Source organism: Sphingobium jiangsuense (genome assembly GCF_014196495.1).
Taxonomy (GTDB): domain Bacteria; phylum Pseudomonadota; class Alphaproteobacteria; order Sphingomonadales; family Sphingomonadaceae; genus Sphingobium; species Sphingobium jiangsuense.
The window spans coordinates 1-20,799 of sequence record NZ_JACIDT010000004.1; the positions used below are offsets into that span (position 1 = coordinate 1).

Here is a 20,799-nt window from a genome sequence, read left to right on the forward strand (position 1 = left end):
AGCAATTGCGGCAGGATCGGCGCCAGCAGCACAATCGCCATCGTCGACAACGTCACCGGCAGCAATAACGAAAAACCGGTCATGAAACCGGGGGTGCGATGATGGGTCATTGGCTTCCCTTTGAAGAAAAAGAAATTTCGAACGGTTCGGCCTGGGCGGTCATTTCCAGTAGAGGCCCTTTTTCCGGCCCCGCCGCCGCATGTCCCACCACAGCTGCACCCCCGTCACCGACAGGATGGCGAGCGCAATGCCGCACAGGATGCTGAGGATGCGGCCGGTCCAGCCGAGGAAATATCCGGCGTGCAGGTCTTGCAGCACATAATGATAATCGGCGGGCGGCGCGGGCGGAGTGATCCTCTCGCCGGTGCGCGCGTCGAGCAGCAGCCGGGCGCCGCCCGGCGCCCCGCCTGCCCCCGCGCCAACGGTGATGCGCGGCCCTGTAAGGTCGATCTGGATGGTCCGCACCTCCAGCGCCGGATCCGCCCGCGCGGCGTCGGCGACGCGCGCCACCATCGCGGCGAGTTCGGCATTGGAGGGCAAGGGTTGCGCCGCCTGCCGCACCGGCGTGCCGTGCCCCGGCGGCTGCTGGCCGAGGCGGATCATGTCGAGATGCAGCAGCACCCCCGTCAGCGCGACGAAGAACAGCAGCAGCCCGGCGGGAATGGCCGCCCAGCGGTGCCATCGGCGCAACGGCATCGCCATGCCTCAGGGCCGGGACGCGGCGGGTGATGGCGGAGGTGGCGGCGGCGGGGCCTTGCCGTCGGCGGCCATGCGCGCGGCCATCTGCCGGTCGAATTCGCGGAACTCCGCCACGGTCAGCACGCCGTCGCCGTCCAGGTCGATGCCGGGCGGAGCGGCGTTGGCGCGGTAATCGTCCAGCGTCACGAAGCCCCGGCCTTTCTCGAACATGTCGAACGAGCTTTGCGGCAGGCCCTGCGCCTGCCACTCCGCGCGCGACATATGCCCGTCGCCGTCGGCATCGACGGTCTTGGCGAACTCCGTCATGTCCGGGTTCTTCGCCGGACCCGTCGGCGAGGCGGCGGCGTTCCCGGCCATGGCATTCTGCGCGGCGGTGTTGGCATCCGCGCTTTCCTTCTGGCAGCCGCCCAGCAGGCAGGCCCCCGCCGCCAGCAGCATCCAATGCTGTTTCATGATGATCTCTCCTGCATCCTGTCGGTGCTGTGCGGGGCCATTTTCGGCGGAAGAGGCCCCGCGCGCATCCCTTGTTGCCGATCCTATTGCTCGCAATTGCAGTAGGAGAAGGTCTCGCCGAACGTGTAATAGGGTTCGGGCAGCGGCGGCCAGAGGATGCCGGGGCGCTGCGGGCTGTAGACCGGGTAGGAATAGACCGGCCTGGTGAAGCCTTCGGGCAGCTTGAAGTCGGCCCGCTCGCCCGCCTGCGCCATCGCCTGCGCCGGTTCGCCGGTCAGCGCCTTGTCGCCCAGCGCCTCCAGCACCTTGGCCACCATTTCCTTGGGCAGGCCGGGCGTGAAGTCATAGGCCATCTGGAGGTGCCAGATCTTCCATTCGCCATTTTCCTTGATGAAGTCCCCCGCATATTTTTCGAAGAACATCGTCGCGTCGACGCCGACCTTGCCGCCGGAGAACTTGCCCATCAGGCCGACGCCCGGCGAATACCAGATGCCCTTGGCGGTCTTGCCGTCGCCCGCGATCTCGATGATCGGCGTGGTGCTGGTATGCATCACCCATTCATGGCCTGCGCCCAGATTGGCGGGTTCGTTCTTCACGGCGGGGTCGATCTCCGCAATCGCCTTCAGCGCCTTTTCGCGGTTGCGCTGGTTCTCCTCGCCATAGGCGCCGCGGATCACCTCTATGCCGTTCATCACCCACATCGGGCTGCCGAAGGTCGCGGTTTTGGCGTTGGGGCCGTTGCGGGCGACCCAGAGGGCGTCGACCTCCTCCAGGTTCATGCCCGCCGCGTGGTAGAATTCATGCTTGCTCATCAGGTTCTGGACCAGCCACATGTCGAGCGCGCGCTGTCCTTCCGATATGACGGGCCGCTTGCCCGCCGGGGCGGATGCGGGGGCCTGCGCCGCCGGCTTCGCCGGGGCGGCCTGGGCGACCCCGCCCGTCCCGGCAAGGCCGAGGGCGGTGCAGGCAAGCAATAATTTCGTGACCTTCATTCCTTCTCTCCTCAAAAATTAAGACCGGCCGTCACCATGAAGGTGCGGGGCGCCGTGACGAAGCGGCGATAGGCGGGGAAGACATAGGTGGTCTGCGCCTTGTCCTCGACATTGCGCAGCACCGCGCCCAGCGACCATGGGCCGCGCTCGTAGCGGACGCTGAGATCGGTGCGGCTAAATCCCTTCTGATAGGCGCCGGGCAGATATTGCTCCGGCGAGACGTGATAGCCGGTGCTCAGATGCGTGTTGACGCCGAAGGTCAGCACGCCGTCCATCAGGTCCACGCCCTGCTCGACGCCGATATTGGCCGCCCATTTGGGCGCGTTCTGGATGCGCAGCCCGTCGAGCTGGAAATCGCCCTGGTTGACGAACGGGCTGTTGGGCAGCACCGCGTCGCCATATTTGGCGTCGAGCCAGGTAAGCGACGCCTTGATCCGCCCCAGCGCCCACGGCGCGGCGTCCAGTTCCATCTCCGCGCCCTGAATGTCGGTCGAACCGGCATTCTTGATGACCGGGAAATTGGCCGTCGCGCCGCTCGTGCCGACCGGCAGCTCCTGAAACACGCTGAACTGGTAGTTTTTGTAATGATAATGGAAGGCGGCGAGGTTGAGCTGGATCCGGTTGTCCCAGAAGCGGTTCTTGATGCCCACCTCGAACGAGGTCAGATGCTCCGGCTTGAAGGAGATAGGCGGGACGGTCGCGGCAATGCCGCCCTGCTTGAAGCCCGTCGCGACATGGGCATAGAGCATCGAGCGGTCCGCCACGTCATATTCCATCCCCAGCTTGTACTGGGTGCTCGACTGGGAGCTGGAATAGGTCTGGACGCCGGTCGAGGTTCCGGCGACCACGACCTCATATTCCTGCGCATTCTTGTCGCGGCTGACGCGCAGGCCGCCGGTCAGGCGCAGCCGGTCGGTCAACGCATAGGTGAGCTGGCCGAAACCCGCGATGGTGGAGCCGGGCAGGATCTGCTGGTCGAAGCTGCCCGTGTCGCCGTTGTTGGTGGTGATCGTCTGCGCGTTCAGCGGCGCGCCGCCGTCGGTCTTCAGATAATAGAAGCCCAGCAGATATTTGAACGGCCCCCCGCCGTTGGAGGCCAGCCGCACCTCCACCGACTTGTATTTGGTGTCGGCGGCCTGCGCCTCATAGTTGGAATTGATCGTGTAGGTCGGCCCGGCGCCCGGCAGGATGGATCCGAACAGGAAGCTCGATTGCAGGAAATTCCGGTTGCGGGAATAGGCGGGCAGCACCGTCAGCGTGGCGAAGCCCAGATCCGCGTCGAGTTGCAGCTGGAAGGTTTCCGCCTTGCGGTCGATGGAACCGGGCGTGTGCTCGGGATTGTTCGACCACGGATTGCCCGGATCGCGCTGTTCCCAGCCATCGGGGAAGCGGGGGATCGGCACGCCGCCGGTGAAGGGCGGGCCGCCGACGATCGTCGGGTCGAAATTGCTGAAGAAATAGGGCGGCGGGAAGGTGAGGTTCCCGGCGGAACCGGGCACCGGCACGGTATTGGCGCCCAGCCCCTTTTCGCGGAAGATATCGGCCTTGAACAGCAGGGTGAGCCAGTCCGCCGGCCGGACCAGCGCCTTGGCGCGCAGCCCCCATGCGTCGGAATTATAGGAGCCGTCGTCGACATAGCCGTCGCGCTTTTCGCGAAAGCCCGCGACGCGGAACGCCAGATTTTCGTTGACGCCGAGGTTGAGCGCGCCCTCGATCCGCCGGTGGTCGTAATTGCCCAGCTGCCCGCGCAGATGGCCGGAAACGCCCTCTACCAGCCGGGGATTGGCGGTGATGACGTTGACCGAGCCGCCCGAGGCGTTGCGTCCGTAAAGCGTCCCCTGCGGCCCGCGCAGCACCTCCACCCGGTCGATGTCGTAGGAGCCGGAGGTGACCGATTCGGTGCGGCCGTTATAGGCGCCGTCCACCATCAGCGCGACGGACGGGTCGGCAAAGCCGGGATCGACCGAGGAGCCGACGCCGCGGATATAGAGCTGCGCGCCCTGCGCCAGCCCCTGCACCTCGACGCTCGGCACGTCGCGCAGCACCGCGTCCAGATTGTTCTGCGCCTTGAGCGCGATGTCCCTGCCGGTGACGACGCCGATGGAAATGGGCGTGCTCTGCACGTCCTCGGCGCGCTTCTGCGCGGTGACGACGATATCGGCCAGCCCGATCCGTTCGTCGGCCGCCGCCTGCTCCGGACCTTGCCCCGGTCCGGCCTGCGCCATCGCCGGAGATGCTACTGCAACCGCTCCCACCGATGCACATAAAAAAAGGCTCTTGCGCATATCCTCTCCTGTACCTGTGTTTTATGGGTGATTTCGCCCGCTATGTTCCGCCCGGCGGAGTGGAATCGTCAAATCCATAAAATAAATGGAATCTATCCATGCTGTGGGATTGGTTCGCACCTGCGACGGCCTACTATGGGAAGGCAGAGAAAGAAGCGCATGAAGCCTGTTGCACCGCAGATCAGAATAGCAAGGCCGCCCACCGGTTCCGACGTCGCGCGCGCCGCCGGGGTTTCCAAATCGGCGGTATCGCGCGCGTTCAACGGCGGGCTGGTGTCGGAGGACGCGCGCGCCCGGATATTCGAGGCGGCGCGCCTGCTCAAATATCGCCCCAGCCTGACCGCGCGGTCGCTGACGACGAATCGGTCGGGGCTGATCGGCGTCGCCATCACCCATCTGGACAACCAGTTCTATCCGGAGGTGATCGAGCATATCTCCGATCGCCTGCGCGAGGAGAAATATCGCCTCGTGCTGTTCGTCACGCAGGGGGCGACCGATCTGGAGCCGATGCTGGACGAATTGCTGGGCTATCGGCTGGACGGCATCGTGCTGGCGTCGAGCAGCCTTGCCGCGCAGCTGGCGACGGAATGCCGCGAATCGAACGTGCCGGTGATCATGTTCAACAATATCGATCCGCAGGGCCGCGCCCCCGGCGTCACCACCGACAATGCGGCGGGCGCGGCGCAGATCGCGCGCTTCCTGCTGGCCGGGGATCATCGCCGCTTCGCCATCGTGACCGGCATCGCGGACAGCTCCACCAGCATGGAGCGCTGCGCGAGCTTCCGCGAGACGATCGCTGCCGCAGGCCTGCCGGAGCCCGCGCGGGTTTCGGGTGAATACAGTTTCGAGGGAGCGACCCGCGCGACGCTGGAGCTGTTGCGCGGCAAGGATGCGCCCGACGCGATCTTCTGCGTCAACGATCATATGGCGCTCGCCGCCGTTCAGGCCGCGCGGACCGCCGGGCGGGAGCCGGGGCGGGATATCTCGATCGTCGGCTTCGACAATGTCGCCATCGCCGCCTGGCCCGCCTTCGCGCTGACCACCTATGCCCAGCCGGTCCGGCAGATGACGGACAATATGATCAGCCGCCTGTTGCAGGCGATAGACGGCAAGCCCCTGCCCGACGAAACCGTCCGCCTGCCGGGCAGGCTGATCGTGCGCGCCACCGCCCGCCGCCCGGCGGGCGTGCGGACGGACGAGGAAGGCGTCGACTATTGGGAGGGATAGGCTGACCGCAAGGAATGGCCGCCGCCTGCCACGGCATTGATAGGCAGCTATCGAATCTTTCAATTCGCCATTTCCCCGCCGCTTGTGCAACCGGTTGCAGCAGATCGCAATAAGGATGACGGGGAAGAGGAATGACGGTGAACCGGCGGCTGTTTCTGCAATCGGCGGGCGGAGCCGCGCTTGCGGTCCGGGCGGGCATGGTATCGGGCGCGCCCGTGCGCGGCACGGCCGCGAAGGCCACACCGCTCTCCGACGCGCTGCGCGATCCGCCGCTCGCCTCGCGCCCGCAGATCCGCTGGTGGTGGCCGGGCGGCGCGGTCGATCCGGCGGCGATCCGCGCAGAGGTCGCCGATATCGCCACCGCCGGCTTCGGCGGCTTCGAGATCGCCGACGTGCGAGACAGCATCGAGGTGCCGATCGATCCCGCCACCCTGGGTTGGGCCAGCCCGGCCTGGATCGCCGGGGTCGAGGCCGCGCTGGAGGAAGCCGACCGGCGCGGGCTGGCGCCTTCGCTGACCCTTGGCCCGCATTGGCCGACCGGCATCCCCGGCGTCCGTCCCGATGACGATGCCGCGTCCAAGGAGCTGGTGCACGGCGAACGCCGCCTCTCCGGCGGGTGGCGCTATAGCGGCCCCGTTCCCCCGCCGCTTCAGGAAAAGCCGTCCGGCGCGCTGCCGGTGCAGAACGAGAACCCGCCGGTCACGCCGGTGCTGATTGCGCTTCAGGCGATGCGGATCGTGGAGGCGCCGCAGGGGGCCGCTCCGCTGCTCGACCCGCGCACGCTGATCGACCTGTCCGCGCGCATAAGGGACGGGCGGATCGATTGGACCCCGCCCGATGCGGGCGAGTGGATCCTGCTCAGCTTCTGGATGCGCGGGACGGGGCAGATCCAGAACATGTTCGGCATGAACCGCAAGGCGTCGATGCTGGCAAGCCCGACGCCCTATGTCCTCGACATTTACGGCCCGGCGGCGGTGACGGCGCTCACCGCCTATTGGGACCGCCATCTGCTGACCCCGCGCGTGCGCGAGCTGATGCGCCGCACGGGCGGCAGCTTCTTCGAGGATTCGCTCGAAATGGCCGCCGCCTGCCCGTGGACGCCGACCGCCCTCGCGGAGTTCGAAAAGCGGCGCGGCTATGGGCTGATTCCCCATCTGGCGCTGCTGGTGTCGCGCCAGCCGACCATGGGCGAGATGATCCTCGGCGGCGGCAGGCCGCAGCTGTTCCGGTTGCAGGGCATGGAAGCGGAGCGGGTGCGGCATGACTATGATTCGATGCTGTCGGACCTGTATATCGAGCATCGGCTGAGGGGGCTGAGCCGCTGGGCGGAAAGGCTCGGCATGCGCTTTCGCGTGCAGGCGATCGGCAGCGACATCAATTCCGGGCTGGCGGCGGCGGTCGCGGCCGTTCCCGAAGGCGACAACAGCAACGACATCCACGGCTGGCGCATGCTCGCGGCGGGACGGGATATTGGCGGGCACAGAATCCTGTCCGACGAGGCGGGCACCTTCGTCCGGGGCAGCGCCCATGTGGCGACCTGGCGGGACCTGCTCTACATGCTGCACCGGGACATGGCGGGCGGCGCCAACCAGATCATGCTGCACGGCTACAGCCATGCCACCGCGCCGGGCGCGGGCTGGCCGGGCTTTTCCGCCTTCGGCCGCGCGATCGGCAATGACTGGGGCCCGCGCGATCCCAACTGGACGATGGCGCCGGGCGTCACCGCCTATCTCGGCCGCCTGCAACATTTGCTGCGGCAGGGGCGGACGCGCTGCGACCTTGCCGTGCTGGGCGAGCCGCTGCGCAGCCAGGCCGTGCTCCATGCGGGCTACACCTTCCAATATCCGGCGATGGAGTTGTTCGACTGGCCGCAAATGGCGGTGAAGGGCGGCAGGCTGATGCCGGACGGCCCGGCCTATCGCGCGATCGTCCTCAATGCGCTGCCCGCGATCGACCTGACGGTCGCGCGCAGGCTGCTCGATCATGCGCGGGCGGGCCTGCCCGTGGTGCTGATCGGCGAGCCGCCCCGGCGCGGGCGGGGATGGCGCGACGCGCAGGCGCGGGACCGGGCGATCGACTCGCTCATCGGGCAGTTGCTCGCCCAGCCGACCGTCCGCCGGATCGCGCGGCAGAAGGAGCTGCCGCGGGCGCTGGCCGGGCTGGGGGTGGAAAGCCTGCTCCGCTTTTCCTCGCCCGACCGGATCATGGCGCTCCACCGCCATATGGAGGAGGGCGAGCTTTTCTACCTGCTGAACGATCAGGACCGCCCTTCCCGCCAGACGGTCGATGTCGCCGCGAAGGGCGCGCCGTTTCAGGTCGACCTCTGGAGCGGGGATATCCTGCCGCTGCCCCACCGGCGCCTGCCCGATGGCCGGATCGAGATCGACCTTCGCCTCGCGCCCGACGAACCGGCGGTCTGGATCATGTCGGACAGCCTGCGGGCGACGGCGCCCTTCCCCGCGCTCGCGGCGGACCCGGCCAGCGTGCGCGAAATCCGGCTGTCCGGCTGGGAGGTGATCTTCGACGACTGGCGCCCCGGCAATGGCCCGGCGCGGACGGTCATCCGGCAGGACCGCCTGCATCTCGACACGCTGGCGCCATGGTCGGCCTTGCCCGGTCGCAAGGGCATGGCCGGGACGGCGCGCTATATCGCCCATGTCCGGGTGGACGCGCCGCACATCCCCGCCGGCGCGCTGCTCGACCTCGGCAAGCTGGGCGGAACCGCCACCGTTGCCGTCAACGGATCGGCGGCCGCGGCTGTGAACCCCTTTTCGCTTCAGGCGCGCATCGGCCCTCTGCTGAAGCCGGGCGACAACCGGATCGAGATCATCGTCGCCTCCCCGCTCAACAACCGCCTGCTCGCGGAAAATATCGCCGATCTGGCCTTCGCCCCGCCGCTGGACGGCGATGCGCCCGCCGCGCCCGCGCCATCGCCCGCACCGTCCAGCGGGGAGGAGGACCCCGATCTGGCGGACGGCCCGGCGGGCAAGGCCGGAATGCAGCCCGGCGCCGATCTGCCCGGCGGCCCGCGCCGCTACCAGGATTATGGGCTGATCGGGCCGGTCAGCCTATGGCTGTAGCGCGCCGCAACCCTCATCCCTGCCAGCGCAGCACGCCGAAATTGGCCAGCATGGCGATGACGACCACCGGCACGATCAGCACCATCAACAGGGCGGGCGACACGCCGACCGACAGCACCGCGCCAGCGACCACCGGCCCCGTCACCGATCCGACCCGGCCGACGGCGATCGCCGCGCCGGTTCCGGTCGCGCGCACTTCTGTGGGATAGAGGCGTGGGCCTGATGCATAAAGAACCGACTGGGCGGTCAGCAGGCCCGCCCCCAGCATTGACGCGGCCACCAGCACCAGCAGGGTCAAGGGCGGCATCCATGCGGTCGTCAGCAACCCGGCGATGATCAGCAGATAGGCGCCCATCGCCGTCCTGATCTGGTGCCGCCCCGACAATAGCGGAGACAGCAGGATCAGCGCCAGCGCGCCGGAAATATTGACGACCGCCTGAAAGAAGCCGATCTGCCCCTTGCTCAACCCTTTTTGCGCAAGCAGCATCGGCGTCCAGTTCAGCATCAGGTAAAATACCAGCATGGCCGCAAGGAAAGCGCACCAGAGCAGCAGCGTAGGGGCCCAGCGTCCGCGCAGGAAGGAGTCGCGGGCGGCCACCTGTTCCGGGTTCTCCGGCTTGCCAGAGGAAAGGGAGGAAGCCCCATCCGCCTTCAGGCCCAGCGCCAGCAGCGGCAGCACGAGCAGCGGCAGCAGTCCTCCCCACAGGAAGATCGTCTGCCATCTGTCGGCCAGAATGGAGGACATTCCGGCGATCGCCCCGCCGATCGGCGTGCCCGCGTACATCAGCGCCACCGCCCGCGTCGCGCTGCGCGGATTGCTCTCCGCCGCCAGCGTGATGAGCACCGGCAGCGCCGCCCCCATCCCCAGCCCGGTCAGCAGGCGCATCAGGATCAGCATGGAAAGGGACGCGGACCAGGCGGTCGCGAGCGAGAAGATGCCGAACAGCGCCACCGAGAGGAGAAGGACCGCCTTGCGCCCCTTGTGGTCGGCCAGCCAGCCGCCCAGCCACGCCCCGGCCAGCATGCCGACCGTGCTGGCGCTGAAGAACAGGCCCAGCGCATCGGCGGGCAGGCGCAGCGCCCGCGACAGGCCCGGTGCGGCGACCCCCGCCGCCTGAATGTCATATCCTTCCAGCAGGGCGACGAGGAAGCACAGCCCGACCGTCAGGCGCGGCCGGCTCCTCTTTGCGGATTGATCTTCCATCGCTGTTTCCCTCCCTCTCCCGAACCGGCGGCCATCTTGCCTGATGGCTCTTGCCCTGTCCTATCGTCCCGGCGCAGCGGGGCATGAATGAGGGCGAACTCCCGCCATCATCGCCAGCGAACGCGGCCCCTCGCCCCTTGTCCGCCGCCGGATGCTCCGGCAACGCTGCGCCGGGCATGCCATCGGCAAAAGGATGGAATCGGGAAAATGGCGGATATAGTCTGGCGGCGCAGGGATGTGCTGAACGGTCTGGGAGGATGCGCGATCATCATGGGTGTCGGACAGGAAGCGACGGCGGCGGCGATCGATCCGGTGGTGGACACCTCCGGCGGCAGGGTCCGGGGCCGCAGGGAGGGCGGCTGCCTCGCTTTTCGCGGCATCCGCTACGCGGTCGCCGACCGGTTCGAGGCCCCACGCCTGCCCGCGCCGGTGGCGGGCGTCGCCGACGCGGCCGCCTATGGCGCCATCGCGCCGCAGAGCAATCCGGCCCCGTCCGGCCCGCCGCCTGTCATCCTGGCGCATCTGCCGCGCCCGGCGGACGCCCCGCCACCGCCTGCCGCCGAGGAAAGCGAGGATTGCCTGTTCCTCAACATCTGGACCAGCTCCCTCGACCGGAGCGCGAAACGCCCGGTCATGCTCTGGCTGCATGGCGGGTTCTTCTATGGTGGCTCCGGCGCGAGCGGCGACGGCAGCCGCCTCGCCGCGCGCGGCGATGTGGTGACGATCAGCATCAACCACCGGCTCAACGCCTTCGGCTATACCCATCTCGCCGATCTGGCGGGGCGGGATTTCGCCCATAGCGGCAATCTTGGGATGCTGGACATCGTCGCCGCATTGCAGTGGGTGCGGCAGAATATCGAGGGATTTGGCGGCGATCCCGATCGCATCATGGTGTTCGGCGAATCGGGCGGCGGCATGAAGACGGCCTGGCTGATGGCCAGTCCCGCCGCGCGCGGGCTGTTCAGCCGGGCGGGCGTCATGAGCGGCCCCGGCTTGCGGATGATGGAGCGGGACGCCGCGAGCCGCGCCGCCGAGATGCTGCTGGCCGAACTCGCCCTCCCGCTGAGCCGGATCGACGATCTGCGCCGCGTGCCGGTGCAACGGATGCTCGCCGCCTATCACAAGGTCGCCGCCGCCAACCGCCCGGCGCGCTTCACCGAGCTGACCGGTTTCGCGCCGGTGATCGACCCCGAACTGCTGCCCCATCATCCCTTCGACCCCGCCGCCCCGGCGCAGGCCGCCGGCCTGCCGCTGCTGATCGGGTCCAATGCCGACGAGATGAGCTTCTTCATGGGGCTGGACCTCGCGGCGCTGGACATGGACGAGGCGGAAATGGAAAGGCGGCTGACGGCCCGGCACGGCAATCGCGCGCCGGCTGTCATCGCCCACTATCGCGCGCGCTATCCGCGACTGTCCGCCGCGCGGCGCTATATCCGGGCGATCAGCGACGAGGAGATATTGCTGCCCACGCTGACGCAGGCGGCGCGCAAGCGGGACGGTGGCGCGGCGCCGGTGTTCGCCTATCATTTCGATTGGGAAAGCCCGGCGCTCGACGGCAGGCTGGGTGCGACGCATACGCTGGAGGCGCCGCTGCTGTTCGGCCAGCTCGGCTCTCCGCTGGTCGCCAACGGCAGCGGCGCGGAAGCGCTGGCCCGCAGCATGGCCGACCATTGGGTCGCGTTCGCCGCATCGGGCGCGCCGGGGGTGGGCTGGTCGGCCTATGGCGAGGGCGGGCAGATGCTTCGCCTGGGCAACAGCATCGCGATGCAGGCCGATCCGTTCGAGGCGGAACGGGCGCTCTTTTCCGCATGAAGAAAAGGGGGCGGCCGGCCCGCCGCCGTCGCCCCTCGCCCCACTCGCCCTTCGCCTTATTCCTTGGTCAGATATAGAAATGGACGAAGCGGATCTGCGCCTCGTCCCGGCTGGCGAGCGCCGCCATGCCCCTCGCCCCGGCGGGTGGGCGATAGGCCGTGCCGAGGCCGTTTCCATCGCCATAGGGCTGGTCGAGGAACAGCGCGGTCGCGGTGAAGCCGCGCCCGCCCGCCGTAGCGGTCGTAGCAGCCATCAGGGGCCATCCCCCCATCGCCGCCGTCGCGCCCATGGCGCCGCATAGCCGTAGCAAAGCCCTGCGCGTCACCCGCATCGCGTCCTCCTCCCGTCAACCGAAATCCAGCGCGCTGTCGGGATACCAGCGGCCATGGACCTGCACATTGGACCGGAACGGCAGGATGACGCGGGCGACGTCGCCTTCCTCCGGCCGCTGCGCGTCGGCGATCACCAGTTCTGTGCACATGTCCGCATAATTATTGGCGGTGCCGATCAGCCAGCCGTCGCCTTCTTCGGCATCCGGGCGGCGTGGTACGAAGGTCACCTCGGCAAGGCTGTGCGTCGGCCCGGCGAAATAGCTGCGCATCGTCCTGTCCTTCATGTCGAACACGCCATAGCAATTGGTGACGCGGCCGCCGAAATTGCCCGCGCGCTCCGTGTCGAAGGGGCGGGTGCGGTCACCATAGCTGGTATAGGCATAGCGCATGTCGCGCCCCATGAAGCGCTCGTCGATGCGGCCCAGATCGACCACCGGCAGGTCGGGATATAAAATCTCCTCGACATAGCCGTCGTCGCGGGAATTGAGGTCGAAGGTGATGCGGCGGATCAGCGCCTGGCTCTTCTTCGGGTCCCATTTCGATCCGTCCGCATAGGGAAAGAAAGGGAAGGGATTGGTGTCGAAGATCGGCGCTTCCAATATGACCTTGTCGCCTTCCGTCCGTGCGTTGAAGGTGTGGACGATGCCGCGTTCCGGCCCCCGGAACCAGCGGATGTCGCGCGCCTCGCCGTCGCGCGGCAGGATGCCGAACATCGTCGGGGCGTTGCGGTCCCAGGTCCAGTGGATCTTGCCCTGCTTCAGGCGCTCCAGGCTGGTGGTGTAGCCGAACACCGGGAAGATCACATGCTTGCGGGTGATCGCCCAGTCGTGGATCATGCTGACATAGGGCACCTTCAGCTTTACCTCGCGGCTGACCTGCCCGGCCTTGTCGATGACGTAGAAGAACAGGTCGTCGCTCGCGAGGCCCGTCGCCTCGAAGCCGAAGGTCAGCAATTCGCCGGTTTCCGGGTCGATCTTGGGATGGGCGGTGAAGGTCTGGCTGCTGTACTTGCCGCCGAAGTCCCATGGCCCCAGCGTTTCCAGCGTGACCGGATCCATGCGATAAGGCCGCGAATCCTCCTTCAGCGCGAACAGCATCCCGGCATGGGCCTCCACCGCCGTGTTGATGACGGTGTTGAGATAGGGCCGGTCGACATTGCGCACCGAGGGGTCGCAATCATAAGGGTTGCGATAATAGCCGTAGAGCTGCCGCCCCGCCTTGGCGTTGTTGAGGAAACGCGGCGTCCTGACCCAGCGGCCCTTGTAATCCACTCGCCCGTCGCGGAAGCGGAAGCGGCTGATATAGCCGTCCTGGTTGAAGATGGAGTCGTCGGCATGCCTGGCCGGATAGGCCCAGTCCCCGCCTACGCGCACGAACGCGCCGTTCAGGCCCTGCGGTATCGTACCGACGACCTCGCAATCATAGACATCTGCTTCGAAACGCTGCGGTGCGAAAAACCCTCTCGCCATGGGCGTGCTGTTGACCATTATCGTATCCCGGATTCCTGACAGTCGGGCCGACCCGGCGACCCTCATCCTTCTTGTCGCGCAACCGGCGCGCAACCGCTCCGCCATCAGGGAACTGGGGCTTTTGCTGGACGGGAACAGCGCGCCTTTGCATCTGGCCTTCCGGGACGGATTAAACCAGTTTCACCGCATCGAAGAACCGAAGGCGGAGGAAATATATGAGGAGCAGGATCAGGGGCGCGGCGCTGACAGGCATGGCGCTGGCTCTGGCAGGGATTGGAATGATGGGCATCGCCCCGCCCGCCAGCGCTGCGGCGACGGACGCGCGCACGGCGCAGCCATGCGATAGGGCCTGTCTCAAAGGGTATATGACCCGCTATCTGGAGGCGCTGGCCGCGAAGGACCCGTCGCGCCTGCCCACCTCGCCGCGCACGCGTTTCACCGAGAACGGCGTGGCGATCCCGCTGGGCGAGGCGCTCTGGTACACCATCACCGCGCTCGGCTCCTACCGGTCCGACTATGTGGATACGGGGGCGGGGCAGATCGCCTCGGTCGTCACCTTTGTCGAAAACGACAAGCCCGGCATCATGTCCGTGCGGTTGCGGGTGGAGGGCGGTGTCCTCACCGAGATCGAGACGGTGCTCAATCGCAACAACAAGAACGCGGCGGCGATGCTGCCGCCCGACCCGATCTGGGAGGAAATCGAACCGGCGTCCTCGCGTCTCAGCCGGGAAGAGTTGGCGCGGGGCGCGGAAGGCTATATGAAGGCCGTCGCGGAAAATGACAGCCGCCATGTCCGCTTCAACGAGAAAAGCTGCATCCGCTTCGAAAATTCCTCGGTCATGGCGCTCGCCCCCGGCGATACGCCGCCCGGACCGACGCCCAGCAACGACGGCACCGACAACTGGCTCAACATCATCGCCGACACGCTGCGCATCGGCTGCGGCCCGCAGATCGACACCGGCGTCTACAGCTTCATCACCAGCTACAACAATGCCCGCTTCCCGGTGATCGACGAGGAGCGGCAGGTGGTGTTCGCCCAGTTCAATTTCCGCCGCGCCGGGAAAATCCAGGGCATCGACTATAAGGGGAAGCATTATTCCTATTTCTACGGCATGCAGTTTCCCAACGAAAATCTGCTGGGTGAGGCGTTCAAGTTCCGCGACGGCGGCATAACGCGGGTGCAGGGCGTGTTTCTCAACGGCAATGTCTACAAGACCGGCACCGGCTGGGACGTGGAGAAGAACTGAGATGCGCGGCCTTTCTTTGATGGTCATCGGTGGCCTTTCGCTGGCAGCGGCGGGAACGCCCTTGTCGGCCTCGGCGCGGGGATGCGACAAGGCATGCCTCGAAACCACGGCGGCGCAATATCGCGCCGCCTATCTGGCGCACGATCCCGGCAAGGCGCCGCTCGACCGCAAGGTGCGCTTCGTCGAGAATAATGTGGAGCTGCGCCTGCCGGACGGCACCTGGGATACGGTAACACAGGAAATCGGCCCCGCCCTCACCCTGTCCGACCCGCGCACCGGGAATGTCGCGGTGTTCACCTCGATCATGCAGAACGACGTGCCGGGCTTCCTCGCCATTCGCCTGAAGGTGAAGAACCGCCGGATAACCGAGGTCGAGCATATCATATCCACGAGGCGGAACCTTTCCGCTCCGCCCACGCCGATCGGCGACGTGCACGGTTTCACCCATGATCCCGACATAGCGCGGCCGATCCCGCCTGCCGAGCGCAACAGCCGGGCGGAACTGATCGCGCAGGCGGACGGCTATTTCTCCACGCTGGAGAATAATGACGGCAGCCTGCGCGGCGGCGTCCGCTTCCTGCCCGACACCACCCGCTTCGAAAACGGCATGAAATTCCCGGAGGTCGAGAAGGGCTTCCGCCTCGGCCGCTATCATTTCAACGAGCGGGTGCGGGACCGCGACTATTTCCTGGTGGACGAGGTGCGCGGCGTTGCGATGGCGCGCGCCTATATCGACCATAAGGGGCGGCTGGACGATTACAGGCTGACGGACGGCACGGCCACCCGCTCCATCTTCCGCGAACCGCAGAGCTGGGGCGTGATGGAATTGTTCAAGGTGCGCAAGGGTATCATCACCGCGATCGAGGCGATCTTCGTGCAGACACCCTATTATATGCGCTCGCCCTTCACCGTGAAGCCGGACATGCGCCCCGGCGGACTGACCCCGCCGCCTGCACCGCCCCCGCCCACCGTACCGGCGCCCGGCAACCCGGTGTTGAACGAGGGCGGGGAGGAAGGCGGCCTTTAGGGGCCGCCTTTATTTGGGCGGTTGGATAGGAGCGCTGGAGGCCGGGCTGGGGTGGAGAACGGACCTCCGCCCTTACCGTCCCCCAGCGCAGGCCGGTCGTAAGCGATGTCGCGCGCTACCTCCTGAGATGCCAGCCTTCGCTGGCATGACGCGATAGGGATGGCGGGTTAGGGTGGGAAGCGGAGATCAAGCGTTGGAACGATGAGTTCACGCGGAGGCGCGGAGACGCGAAGAAGATTATCGCGAAGCATTGCTGCTCATGCTGGCAACTGGAACCAAGGTGGCATGGAGGCAAAGAGCCTGCGGCGCGATCCCTCTCCGCGTCTCCGTGTGCTCACCATCTGCTTGGCTGGCCATGTCAGCTATCAGCCGAAAACAGTCGTCCACCCCGACCCGCCTGCCATCGGCCGCAACCCGTTCAGCCCGTCAACCCCGCGACGTCGTCGATCCGGTCGAGCGTCCACAGCCGGTCCGCCAGCCGCCGCGCCTCCGCTTCGGTCAGCCGCAGCCGCGCATTGGCGAGGAACTTCGCTTCCAGTTCCCGATCGCTCAGCCGATGCTCCGGCAGGCTGCCAACGCCGCGGGGGAACAGCGCCTCCTCGGTCAACACGCGGCCGTCCTTCATCCTGACCGTTACCCGCGCGATATAGGACCGGCGGTCCTGCTTCTTCGCCGCCGTCGCATCCGGGTGCACGCCCCAGCGGATGCGCGCCATCGTCGCCCGGATCGCCGGGTCCCGGAGGAACCGCGCGTCATAGGCATGGGCGTCGAGCGGAATGCCGTGCGCGGCGAGGGCGACGACATAGGGTGTCGAGAATTGCCCGTCCTCCTGCGTGCGGACGTTGAGCGGGTCGGGGTTGGCGACGAAGGGGACGCCCAGCGTCTCGATCGCCTCGATATCCTGCGGGGCAACGCGGTGGCGGGCGACCAGCCGCTGCATGCAGTCGATCTGGCTATGGGTGAAGCGGCAGGCGGCGTGGGGCTTGTAGTCGATCGACAGGATGCGCCAGCTCTCGCCATAGCCCGACATTGCCACCTCCGGCTTCCACCCCGCCCAGCCGTAGAATTGCGGGAAGGCAGCCGGACCGTCGAAGATCGCAGGATTGGCGGTGAAGCCCTGCCCCGCGAGCAACGCGGCCGTCACCGCGCCCTGGCAGATCCAGCCGACCGGTGTATATTTGACATGCGTCTTGGGCGAGAGGGTTTCCCAGTTGTGGCTGCCCTGCGGCGGGCAATAATAGCCCGCAAGGCCGATGGCATGGCTCATCCGGTCCGGGTCGAACCCCAGCATCGCGCCGATGGCGGCGGCGGCGGCAATGATCCCCTCATGGTTGATGCCGAATATATCGGGCGTTTCCCCCGTTTCGATCAGGGAGGAGATCATCTGGCTCGACGCTGCGCTCAGCCGCACGGCGATTTCATGGGCGACGACGATCCCGGTTATCAGCGCCCGCCCGGAAAGCCTTTCGCGTTCCGCCACCGCCATCAGCGCGGGCAGGGTGACGGGCGGCACATGCGGTATCGCATCATGATCGAGCGCGTTCATCAACTCCGCATTGGCGAAGGCGGCGGCGGGCGCGGGAAGACGGTCGCCGGTTCCCAGTAGCGCGGCCTCCCCCTGGCCGCCCAGGCCCTGCATCGCGCCGGCCGCGATGCGGCCCTTGTCGCTGTTCCACCCCGCGATCGCGCAGCCCAGCGCGTCGAGCAGATAGCGCCGCGCCTCATGCACCACGGCGGCGGGCAGATCCTCATAGCGCAGCTGCCGCGCCCAGTCGGCGATGGCGGCGGTCACGCCCCCCGGCGCCGGACGCGCGCCGGGGCGGGCGGCGTCATCCGCCGTCCGCCCCGCCACCCCGCCCGGCCAGAGCAGGGGAAGTGTTCCGGCCAATGCGAGCAGCATCCGCCGGTCCACCATCACATCTTCACCCGCAGGCCAAGGCGGAAGCTGCGCCCGATCATGTCGAAATAGATCGGACTGGTGGGGAAGGCGAAGTTCGCCGGGGCCATGGGCGGATCGCGATCGAACAGATTGTCGACCGCCGCGAACAGCTGAAATCGGGACGTCAGCTTGTAGGAGCCCGACAGGTCGAAATAGGTTCGGCCTTCCACATCGTTCTCGTTGATATTCACGCCTTCGACGAACAGCTTGTTATATTTGCCCGCGCTGATCGTCCGCATCTGGAGCATGGCAAAGGCCGGGCCGACGTCCAGCGACAGCGAGCTGTTGGTGAACCAGCGCGGTGAACCGGACGCGGACGTCTCGCCCGCGCGCTCGATATAACCGGTGCCGACCGCATCCTCGCGATAGTGGATGACGTGGTTCGCCGCGACCCGCAAGGTCAGCGCGCCGTCGAGGCTGGAAGCGATATTCTCCAGCGGCAGGCGATAGGTGGCGCTGAAATCCAGGCCCGTGCGCTGCTGCTTGGCCAGATTCTGATAGGGCGTGTCCAATATGTAGGTGGCCGCCGATCCCGCCGGCGCCCGCGAGATGAAGGAGCAGAAATAGGGATCGTTGTTGACCGCGCAGCTGTTGGTCACGATGTCGCTGTTGAGGGCGACGATCGCATCCTTCACCGTGATGTTGTAGTAATCGACCGACAGCGACAGGCCCGGCACGGCGCGCGGCGTCAGCGCGACCCCGGCGGTGAAGGTGTCCGCCTTTTCCGGCTTCAGGTCCGGGTTGCCGCCGATCAGTTGCTGTGTCGGCAAATTGCCCGCCGGGCCGCCGTCCACGCCGTTGGCGAAGGCGAGGTTGCGGATGGTGCTGACCGGCGGCGTGACCATTTCGAAGATGTTGGGCGCGCGGATATCGCGCGAGCGCGCCACGCGGACCAATATGTCGTCGACCGGGTTCCAGGTCGCGCCCGCCTTCCACGTCACCTGCGTCCCGGCGGCCGTGCTGTAGTCGGCCACGCGCACCGCGCCGTTGAGATCGAGCGATTGCGCGAACGCCATGTCGCGCGCGACCGGCACCACCGTCTCGACATAGGCCTCCTTGACGGAGAAGCTGCCCCGCAGCGAGCGCGCATTGGTGGTTTCATAGCCCGCCGCCTCCGCGATGGGATCGACCGAGGTGCGCTGTTTCTCATGCCGCCATTCGACGCCGAAGGCCAGCGACACCGGCCCTGCCCAGGTGGAGAAAGGCTCCCCCGTCACGTTGAAATTGGCCGCGTTCTGCACATAGAGCGTACGGCTGTACAGCGTGCCGGTGACATAATCGATCGCATCGGCGCTCGGCGCGCCCACCCCGAATATGTTGAGCGGCACGCATCCCGCCGCCGCCGCGACGCCGTTCAGCACCCCGCGGCAGACCGGCACGCCGTTCGCGTCGGTCGTCACGTCGGCGGCATAGTTGAAATTCGCCAGAATCCGGTTGTTCTCGACCTGCTGGCGGTAATCGTTGCGGCCGTGGATGTAATTGGCGCTCCAGTTCCAGCCGCCGTCCAGCTCGCCGTCGAACCCGGCGACGGCCCGCGTGGTCTTGTTGGTCACCTCGCTGCGACCCCGGCCGATGTCGGTGCTGTAGCGGCCGACGTTGAAGCTGGTGATCGGGCTGGCCGGATTGGCCGCGTTATAGGTGTCGATGACGGTCCGCAGCGCATCGGGAATGAACGGATTGTCGAGCCGCACCACGATCGGGTTCGCCTGCTCGTTGCGGGGCGGCAGCGTCTGGCTCTGTCCCCGCGACCAGGCGTGCGACAGCTCGGCGTGGAAGGACACGGCGTCGGCGACGTCGTAATCGAACCGGCCATAGGCGATCTGGCGGCGCCCGGCGGGTTTTATATAGACCCCGTCGTTGATGTTGATGAGCGCATTGCTGCCGCCGCCCTGCATATATTGCGACCCGGCATAATCTCCATAGCCGAAACGGCCGATCGTGCCGCCCGGCCCGAAGGTTATGCCGCGCAGCGCGGCGGCGGGGCCGCTGACATTGTTGATCATGCCGCCCGGCGTCGCGGTCGAGAAGCGGACGTCGGGAACGATCAGCTGTTGCGCCTGCCCGTTGCCGCCGGTCGGGCAAGAGGCCGAAACGGCAGCGGCCAGCGGACAGGGGTTGATGAGGATGCCATAGCCCTTGCGCCCCCAGTCACGGGTGAAGACGTCCTTCACCCCCTTGTTGTCGACATAGTCGATGCCGACCGTCAGGTGCGCCCTGTCGCCGATGCGGAAGCCGCCGACCAGGCCGAGACGCAATTCCTTATTGTCCCCAAGTTCGGAGAAGCCATGCTGGATTTCCGCCTCCAGCCCCTCGAACCGCTTGCGCAGCATGATGTTGACCACGCCCGCGACCGCGTCCGATCCCCATTGGGCCGAGGCGCCGCCGGTGACGATCTCGGTCCGCTCGACCATCAGCGAGGGCACCTGGTTGAGGTCGACCTGATAGGTGCCCAGCCCGGTGGTGATCTGCGGCACGAAGCGGTTGCCGTCCACCAGCACCAGCGTCCGTGTCTGTCCCAGGCCGCGCAGGTCGGCATAGACGCTGCCGGGCATGATCGAGCGCACGCCGTTGGTGGTGGCGGAGGTGGACGCCTTGAACGCGGGCAGCTCGTTCAGCAGCGCGCCGATATTGGTTTCCCCGCGTGCGGCCAGCGCGTCGGCGCCGACGATGGTGGTCGGGGTGGGCGCGTTATAGCCCTCTCGGTTGACGCGGGAGGCGGTGACGACGATGTCGCCGCCGGAGGGCGCCGCGGCCTCTTCCGCCGCCCCCGTCCCCGCTGCGCCTGAGCCGTCCTGCGCATGGGCGGGCGCCAGCGCCAGCAGCGAGACGCCGACCATATGCAGCGCGCGCATGCCCGCCAGTTTCAAAAGACCGGAACTATCAGAAATCATGCTATTCTCCCCTCGGCGCTCTGACGACGCTCTTCGACTTGAAATCAGGAGAACAGCATAGGCCGGCGGGAACGGGCCGCATTTATGGCGGGGAACTGCCGGATGCCATGAAAGGGAACGGTGGCCGGGCCACCGGTCCCTC

15 protein-coding genes are annotated in these 20,799 nt (G+C 67.1%); 6 read left to right on the plus strand and 9 right to left on the minus strand.

Features of this window, described 5'->3' with window-relative positions:
* Positions 1–159: 159 nt before the first annotated feature.
* The 4 genes from GGR43_RS06815 to GGR43_RS06830 form a co-directional block, all read right to left on the minus strand.
* A complete protein-coding gene (locus tag GGR43_RS06815) occupies positions 160–696 on the minus strand; it encodes a PepSY-associated TM helix domain-containing protein (protein ID WP_188071221.1) in 537 nt (178 codons plus the stop codon).
* Positions 697–705: 9 nt separating this feature from the next.
* On the minus strand, positions 706–1,152 hold the full coding sequence (locus GGR43_RS06820; RefSeq protein WP_188071222.1) for an EF-hand domain-containing protein: 447 nt from the start codon (positions 1,150–1,152) through the stop codon (positions 706–708).
* A gap of 83 nt (positions 1,153–1,235) precedes the next feature.
* On the minus strand, positions 1,236–2,144 hold the full coding sequence (locus tag GGR43_RS06825; protein ID WP_188071223.1) for a nuclear transport factor 2 family protein: 909 nt from the start codon (positions 2,142–2,144) through the stop codon (positions 1,236–1,238).
* Positions 2,145–2,155: 11 nt separating this feature from the next.
* Positions 2,156–4,369, minus strand: coding sequence for a TonB-dependent receptor (locus GGR43_RS06830; protein WP_223177333.1), 2,214 nt, complete (start codon positions 4,367–4,369; stop codon positions 2,156–2,158).
* 219 nt (positions 4,370–4,588) lie between these two features.
* On the opposite strand from GGR43_RS06830, the gene GGR43_RS06835 reads away from it, so the two are divergent.
* Together GGR43_RS06835 and GGR43_RS06840 are read left to right on the plus strand one after the other, a co-directional pair.
* Complete coding sequence (locus GGR43_RS06835) at positions 4,589–5,656, plus strand: LacI family DNA-binding transcriptional regulator (RefSeq protein WP_188071225.1); 1,068 nt, start codon at positions 4,589–4,591, stop codon at positions 5,654–5,656.
* A gap of 131 nt (positions 5,657–5,787) precedes the next feature.
* Positions 5,788–8,736 carry a glycosyl hydrolase gene (locus GGR43_RS06840; RefSeq protein ID WP_188071226.1) on the plus strand — a complete coding sequence of 983 codons (2,949 nt, stop codon included), beginning with the start codon at positions 5,788–5,790 and terminating at the stop codon, positions 8,734–8,736.
* A 13-nt stretch (positions 8,737–8,749) separates the two neighbouring features.
* On the opposite strand, the gene GGR43_RS06845 is transcribed toward GGR43_RS06840, so the two are convergent.
* Positions 8,750–9,940 carry an MFS transporter gene (locus tag GGR43_RS06845; RefSeq protein ID WP_188071227.1) on the minus strand — a complete coding sequence of 397 codons (1,191 nt, stop codon included), beginning with the start codon at positions 9,938–9,940 and terminating at the stop codon, positions 8,750–8,752.
* A 207-nt stretch (positions 9,941–10,147) separates the two neighbouring features.
* Between GGR43_RS06845 and GGR43_RS06850 the strand changes: the two genes are divergently transcribed.
* The gene (locus GGR43_RS06850) at positions 10,148–11,752 is read left to right on the plus strand and encodes a carboxylesterase/lipase family protein (RefSeq protein ID WP_188071228.1); all 1,605 of its coding nucleotides are present in this window, start codon (positions 10,148–10,150) and stop codon (positions 11,750–11,752) included.
* Between the two features lie 67 nt (positions 11,753–11,819).
* Here GGR43_RS06850 and GGR43_RS06855 read toward each other — a convergent pair whose 3' ends face one another.
* Positions 11,820–12,005 carry a hypothetical protein gene (locus GGR43_RS06855; RefSeq protein WP_188071229.1) on the minus strand — a complete coding sequence of 62 codons (186 nt, stop codon included), beginning with the start codon at positions 12,003–12,005 and terminating at the stop codon, positions 11,820–11,822.
* A 93-nt stretch (positions 12,006–12,098) separates the two neighbouring features.
* Complete coding sequence (locus GGR43_RS06860; RefSeq protein ID WP_188071230.1) at positions 12,099–13,553, minus strand: carotenoid oxygenase family protein; 1,455 nt, start codon at positions 13,551–13,553, stop codon at positions 12,099–12,101.
* Here GGR43_RS06860 and GGR43_RS06865 point away from each other — a divergent pair.
* Genes GGR43_RS06865 through GGR43_RS06875 form a run of 3 tightly spaced genes read left to right on the plus strand, consistent with a single transcriptional unit; the run spans position 13,552 to position 15,827 of the window.
* Complete coding sequence (locus tag GGR43_RS06865) at positions 13,552–13,899, plus strand: hypothetical protein (protein ID WP_188071231.1); 348 nt, start codon at positions 13,552–13,554, stop codon at positions 13,897–13,899. The genes GGR43_RS06860 and GGR43_RS06865 overlap by 2 nt on opposite strands.
* A 19-nt stretch (positions 13,900–13,918) precedes the next feature.
* Positions 13,919–14,800: a DUF8021 domain-containing protein gene (locus GGR43_RS06870; RefSeq protein ID WP_188071232.1), complete on the plus strand. Its 882-nt coding sequence runs from the start codon at positions 13,919–13,921 to the stop codon at positions 14,798–14,800.
* 1 nt (position 14,801) lies between these two features.
* The gene (locus GGR43_RS06875; protein WP_188071233.1) at positions 14,802–15,827 is read left to right on the plus strand and encodes a DUF8021 domain-containing protein; all 1,026 of its coding nucleotides are present in this window, start codon (positions 14,802–14,804) and stop codon (positions 15,825–15,827) included.
* Between the two features lie 418 nt (positions 15,828–16,245).
* Here the strand turns inward: GGR43_RS06875 and GGR43_RS06880 are convergent, their stop codons facing one another.
* Positions 16,246–17,742 (minus strand): MmgE/PrpD family protein, encoded by a 1,497-nt coding sequence (locus GGR43_RS06880; protein WP_188071234.1) that lies wholly within the window; start codon positions 17,740–17,742, stop codon positions 16,246–16,248.
* Positions 17,742–20,657 (minus strand): TonB-dependent receptor domain-containing protein, encoded by a 2,916-nt coding sequence (locus tag GGR43_RS06885; protein WP_223177334.1) that lies wholly within the window; start codon positions 20,655–20,657, stop codon positions 17,742–17,744. Before GGR43_RS06885 ends, GGR43_RS06880 begins: the two co-directional genes overlap by 1 nt.
* Between the last annotated feature and the right edge of the window lie 142 nt (positions 20,658–20,799).